This is a genomic window from Streptomyces sp. NPDC029216, assembly GCF_040648015.1.
GTDB lineage: Bacteria > Actinomycetota > Actinomycetes > Streptomycetales > Streptomycetaceae > Streptomyces.
The window spans coordinates 1-5,315 of the sequence record NZ_JBEZWL010000254.1 but is presented as its reverse complement, the minus strand read 5'-3'; the positions used below and the strand labels follow the sequence as shown (position 1 = coordinate 5,315).

Sequence of the window (5,315 nt, the reverse complement as noted above, 5' to 3'; positions counted from 1 at the left end):
GTACGAGGTCTTGCGCCCGGCGCACCGAGAGCACGCACCAGACGCCGCGGGGCCGCCCTCCGGGCGACGACGGGACTTTGACGACAGACCCTAGTGCAGTCCGGCGATCCGGGAGAGCCGGCGGAAGGAGTCCAGCAGGGCCGTCCGGTCGTACGTGGAGGTGGTGACCAGCAGTTCGTCCGCCCCGGTGGCCTCCGCGAGCCCGGCCAGTCCGTCCGCGACCTGCTCCTCCGTGCCGGCGAGGTGCCCGGCGAGGGCGCCCTCGTACAGCTCCCGCTCCTTGGGGGTCAGCTCCAGAGCCTCGACCTCCTCGGCCGGCCGCAGGGGCGGGAAGCTGCCCCGGGTCCGGGAGTACGCGAGGGACCAGGCCTCCGGGAGCAGGATCCGCCGGGCGGCCTCCTCGGTCCCGGCCACCGCCACCGTCCCCGAGACCACCACGTACGGCTCGGCGGCCCAGGCCGACGGCCGGAACTCCCTCCGGTACGTGTCGACGGCCTCCACCACCCGGGCGCGGGCCCGGAGGTCGCCCACCACCACCGGCAGCCCGGCCCGGGCGGCGATCGAGGCCCCCGCCCCGGTGGCCAGCACGAAGGGCGGGATCCGCATCCCCTCCGCCGGACGGGCGTGCACCTCGGGGTGGGCCCGCTGGCTGCCGTCGATCCAGCCCAGCAGCTCGGCCAGCTGCTCCTCGAACCGGTCGGCGTCGCCGGTGTCACGGCCCAGGGCGCGCCGGATGCCGCCCGTGAAGCCGACCGAGCGGCCGAGGCCCATGTCGATCCGGCCGGGGAACAGCGCCTCCAGCACCCCGAACTGCTCGGCGACCACCAGCGGCTGGTGGTTGGGCAGCATCACCCCGCCCGTGCCGACCCGGATCCGCCGGGTGGCGCCGGCCACGGCCGCGGCCAGCACGGTGGGCGCGGAACCGGCGACCCCGGGCACGCTGTGGTGCTCCGAGACCCAGAAGCGGTGGTAGCCGAGCTCCTCCGCGGCGCGGGCCAGCTCCACGGTCTCGCGCAGGGCCTGCGCGGCGGGGTGTCCCGCGCGGACGCGGGACCGGTCGAGGATCGAGATTCTCCGGATCACACCCGTGTTCAACGCGCGGCGGCTCCGGGGATTCCCGGGAGGTGAGCCCCGGCGCCTCAGGTACGGCTGTTGTCGCCCTCCTGGGCGCTCTTGAGCTCCGGCGCCTCCGCCGCCCAGTCCGCCAGTACCACCCGGAAGCCGGCGGCGCGGGCGGCCTGGCAGACGAGCTCGTCGTCGTCGACGAGCATCCGCACCTCACGGCCCCGCGCGATCCGCTGGAGCACGTCCAGCTTGGTCTGCCTGGCCGGCCGCCGGTCCTGGTTGCCGCGCATCCACACCCGGCCCTCGGGCAGCCCGTGCCGGGCCAGCCAGTCGGCGGTGTCCGCCCGGCAGCGCTCCGGCCGGCCGGTCAGGTACACGACCTCGCAGTCGGCCGCGCTCTCCACCGCCAGGGCCACGCCGCGCGCGAGCGGCGGGTCGGCCGGGGCCGCGCCGAAGAAGCCGTCCCAGTCGCGGGGCCGGCGCTCCAGGAAGTGCTGGCGGTGGCCGGTGTCGGCAAGGGTGTTGTCGATGTCGAAGACGGCCAGCGGGCGGCGTGCTGAGGGGGTCTCGGTCATGGCCGCCACCCTAGGCGCAGGGCCGCGCGCCCGGACCGCCGGGCCCCGGGGGCCGGCAGGTCGGCCGGGTGCGCGGACGCGGCGTCAGTCCTCGCCGTCGAGGCGGAAGCCCACCTTCAGTCCGACCTGGTAGTGCGCGATCTGCCCGTTCTCGATGTGCCCGCGCACCTGTGTGACCTCGAACCAGTCCAGATTGCGCAGGGTCTGCCCGGCGCGCGTGATCCCGTTCCGGATGGCCTGATCGATGCCCTCGTGGGAGGTGCCGACGATCTCGGTCACCCGGTAGGTGTGGTTGGACATGGGGGTCTCCCGCCAGTCGTCGCTTTTGCCTTGTTCCACGGTGCCCCAGTAAGCCCGGGTCCGCGAACTTTGCGCGGAGAGTCCCGTCGGAAAGACCCTTGACCGGGCCATTGGTCTATGCCAATTTCAAGCCATCTGAGATCCAGCCCAGAAGGTGACCCTCGTGAAGAAGCGCTTCCTCGCCGTGTGCACGGCCCTCACGGCCGCGACGGCCCTGACCGCCGGCTGCGGCGGTCTGGCCGGTTCGGACGGCGGCTCCGAGAAGGTGACCCTGTGGCTGATGAAGGGCAGCGCGTCGGACGACTTCATCCGCGCGTTCACCGCCGACTTCGAGAAGCAGCACCCCGGCATCGACCTGGACGTGAAGATCCAGGAGTGGAAGGGCATCGGGGGCAAGGTCAACGCGGTCCTCTCGGGCAAGGGCAAGGAGCACGCCGACGTCATCGAGGTCGGCAACACCCAGGTGGCCCAGTACGTCGAGACCGGCGGCCTCTCCGAGCTCACCCTGGAGGGCCTGCGCGAATGGGGCAGCAAGGACTGGCTCAAGGGCCTCTCCGACCCCGGCAGCGTCAACGGGGCCCAGTACGGCGTCCCGTGGTACGCCGCCAACCGGGTGGTGATCTACAACAAGGACCTCTTCGCGAACGCCGGCATCAAGACCCCGCCCAAGAACCGCCAGGAGTGGATGGCGGCCACCCAGAAGCTCGACAAGGGCGAGCAGCAGGGCATCTACCTCCCCGGCCAGAACTGGTACGTCCTCGCCGGGTTCGTCTGGGACGAGGGCGGCGAGCTCGCCGTCGAGACGGGCGGCCAGTGGATCGGCGCCCTCGACGACGAGAAGGCCCTGGCCGGAATGGACTTCTACAAGCAGCTCCAGGCCCTCGGCAAGGGGCCCAGGAACGCCGACGAGGAGACGCCCCCGCAGTCGGAGGTCTTCGCGCGCGGCCAGGTCGCCCAGATCATCGCCCCGCCCGGGCAGGCGGCCCAGATCGAGGCCGCCAACCCCGCGCTCAAGGGCAAGCTCGGCTTCTTCCCCATCCCCGGCAAGACCTCCGAGAAGGCCGGCTCCGTCTTCACCGGCGGCTCCGACCTGATCATCCCGGCGAAGACGGCGGACCGGGCCCGCGCCGTCGACCTGATCACCGCCCTGGTCAGCGAGAAGTGGCAGACGGAGCTCGCCCGCAGCATGAGCTACGTCCCCAACAAGACCACCCTCGCCCGCGTGGTCGAGGGCAGCGAAGGCACCGCCGCGATGGCCGCCGGGGCCGCGCAGGGCCGGGCCGCGCCGAAGTCGGCGCGCTGGGCCGAGGTCGAGGCCAAGAACCCGATCAAGCCGTACATGACGGCCGTGCTCACCGGCCAGGACCCCCGGCAGGCGGCGAAGACGGCCTCGGACGCCATGAGCCAGGTCCTCAGCTCCGACCGCTGAGCCGCCGCCCGGCCGAGCCAACCGGTCGCCGGGCCGCCGGGCCGCCGGGCCGCCGAGCCACAGGGGCAGCCGGGCCGCCGGACCGCACAGCCGCTGGTCCGGTGATCCGCCGGGCCGCCGGGCCGTCGGATCATCGGCCCATAGGCCCGCCGGGCCGCTGAGCTGGGCCCCCGGCAGGCTCCGGCCCGCCGAGTTCAGCCTCCGCACATCCGGGAGCCGCTGAGCGGTCATGTCGAATCCAGCCGGTCACGGAAGAAGTAAAGGAGCCGGGTCCGCCACCCGCGGCCCGGCTCCCCGTGCCCGGATCAGGAGCAGCCATGACCATCGCACCCCTGTCCCCGTCCCCCCTCGCGCCCGCGGCCCCGGTCCTCCCCGCCCCGGCCCCCGCCGCCCCCTCCGCCGCCCCCCGGTACACCGTCCGCCTCGCCCGCGACGAGGACGAGGTCCGCGCCGCCCAGCGGCTGCGCCACCAGGTCTTCGCCGGAGAGCTCGGAGCCCGCCTCGACGGCCCCGAGCCGGGCCTGGACTCCGACGCCTTCGACGCCTACTGCGACCACCTCCTGGTCCTCGACGAGGAGACCGGCCAGGTCGTCGGCACCTACCGGCTGTTGCCCCCGGAGCGCGCGGCCGTCGCCGGGCGCCTCTACTCCGAGGGCGAGTTCGACCTCTCCGCCCTCGCCCCGATCCGCCCCGACCTGGTCGAGGTCGGCCGGTCCTGCGTCCACCCCGACCACCGCAACGGCGCCGTCATCGCCCTCATCTGGGCCGGCCTCGCCCGCTACATGGAGCGCACCGGCCACAACTGGCTGGCCGGCTGCTGCTCGATACCGCTCGCCGACGGCGGGGTGCTGGCCGCGGCCACCCGCGAGACCGTCCTGGCCCGCAACCTCGCCCCGCAGGAGTACCGGGTCACCCCGCACCTCCCCTGGAGCCCCGAGGGCGTCACCCTCCCCGGCACCCGCCTGGAGCTGCCGCCCCTGCTGCGCGGCTACATCCGCCTGGGCGCCTGGGTCTGCGGGGAGCCCGCCCTCGACGCCGAGTTCGGCTGCGCCGACCTGTACGTCCTGCTCTCGCTGCGCCGGACCAACCCGCGCTACCTCAACCACTTCCTCTCGCTCGCCCCGGCCGCATGAGCAACTGGCTGCTGCCCACCGCGCCCTGCACCCCGCAGGCCTGCGCCGGCCACCCCGGCCGGGCCGCGAGCGTCCCGCACGCGGTGCTCCGGCTCGCCGGCACCCTCGCGCTGGTCCTGCTGGCCGTCCCGGCCGCGCCGGTGGTGCGGCTGCTGCCCGCCCGGCCCCGGCGCGCCCTGATCCGCGCCTGGAACACCGCGCTCCTGCGGTCCCTGGGCATACGGATCACCGTGCACGGCACCCCCGGGCCGGACGGGGGCCGCCTGGTCGTCGCCAACCACATCTCCTGGACGGACATCCCGCTCGTCGCAGCCGCCCTGCCCAGCCGGATGCTGGCCAAGAGCGAGATCGGCGCCTGGCCGGTGCTCGGCCGGCTCGCCGCCCAGGCGGGCACCCTGTTCATCGAGCGCGACCGGCTCCGCGCCCTGCCCCGGACGGTGGAGACCCTCGCCCGGGCCCTGCTGGCCGGGGACCGGATCACCGTCTTCCCCGAGGGCTGCACCTGGTGCGGGCGCGCCCAGGGCCCCTTCCGGCGGGCCGCGTTCCAGTCGGCCCTGGACGCGCGGGTGCCCGTACAGCCCGTGCGGATCAGCTACCGGCAGGGGGACGGCGAACTCGCCGGGGCGCCCGCCTTCGTCGGCGACGACACGCTGACCGCCTCCCTGTGGCGGATCGCCCGGGCCCGCGGGGTACGCGCCGAGGTGCGCCTGCTGCCCCGGATCCCGGCGGGCCGCCACACCGACCGGCGCGCACTCGCGGCGGCGGCGCAGCGGGCCGTCCTCGGCGAGCGGGAGCCGGAGCGGGCGCTGCCGG

The 5,315-nt window shown here is 74.8% G+C and carries 6 protein-coding genes; 3 read left to right on the top strand and 3 right to left on the bottom strand.

Annotated features, from left to right (window positions below; translation table 11 throughout):
- Window positions 1–90: 90 nt before the first annotated feature.
- From AB0F18_RS38310 to AB0F18_RS38300, 3 genes are all read right to left on the bottom strand, one after another.
- Window positions 91–1,083, bottom strand: a complete 993-nt coding sequence (locus tag AB0F18_RS38310) for an LLM class flavin-dependent oxidoreductase (RefSeq protein WP_362069906.1) — start codon at window positions 1,081–1,083, stop codon at window positions 91–93.
- Between the two features lie 56 nt (window positions 1,084–1,139).
- Window positions 1,140–1,640, bottom strand: coding sequence for a hypothetical protein (locus tag AB0F18_RS38305; protein ID WP_362069903.1), 501 nt, complete (start codon window positions 1,638–1,640; stop codon window positions 1,140–1,142).
- A gap of 84 nt (window positions 1,641–1,724) precedes the next feature.
- On the bottom strand, window positions 1,725–1,940 hold the full coding sequence (locus AB0F18_RS38300) for a dodecin (RefSeq protein ID WP_045951223.1): 216 nt from the start codon (window positions 1,938–1,940) through the stop codon (window positions 1,725–1,727).
- 163 nt (window positions 1,941–2,103) lie between these two features.
- On the opposite strand from AB0F18_RS38300, the gene AB0F18_RS38295 reads away from it, so the two are divergent.
- The 3 genes from AB0F18_RS38295 to AB0F18_RS38285 all read left to right on the top strand — a co-directional run.
- Window positions 2,104–3,369 carry an extracellular solute-binding protein gene (locus AB0F18_RS38295; RefSeq protein ID WP_362069900.1) on the top strand — a complete coding sequence of 422 codons (1,266 nt, stop codon included), beginning with the start codon at window positions 2,104–2,106 and terminating at the stop codon, window positions 3,367–3,369.
- A gap of 317 nt (window positions 3,370–3,686) precedes the next feature.
- Window positions 3,687–4,502 carry a GNAT family N-acyltransferase gene (locus tag AB0F18_RS38290; protein ID WP_362069898.1) on the top strand — a complete coding sequence of 272 codons (816 nt, stop codon included), beginning with the start codon at window positions 3,687–3,689 and terminating at the stop codon, window positions 4,500–4,502.
- A partial coding sequence (locus AB0F18_RS38285) for a lysophospholipid acyltransferase family protein (protein WP_362069895.1) occupies window positions 4,499–5,315 on the top strand: 817 nt, incomplete at its 3' end. The genes AB0F18_RS38290 and AB0F18_RS38285, both read left to right, overlap by 4 nt.

Excerpts from the sequence above, each read along its gene's own strand:
- AB0F18_RS38290 (WP_362069898.1), top strand. The coding sequence starts at position 3,687 with ATGACCATCGCACCCCTGTCCCCGTCCCCCCTCGCGCCCGCGGCCCCG.
- AB0F18_RS38305 (WP_362069903.1), bottom strand. The coding sequence starts at position 1,640 with ATGACCGAGACCCCCTCAGCACGCCGCCCGCTGGCCGTCTTCGACATC.
- AB0F18_RS38300 (WP_045951223.1), bottom strand. The coding sequence starts at position 1,940 with ATGTCCAACCACACCTACCGGGTGACCGAGATCGTCGGCACCTCCCAC.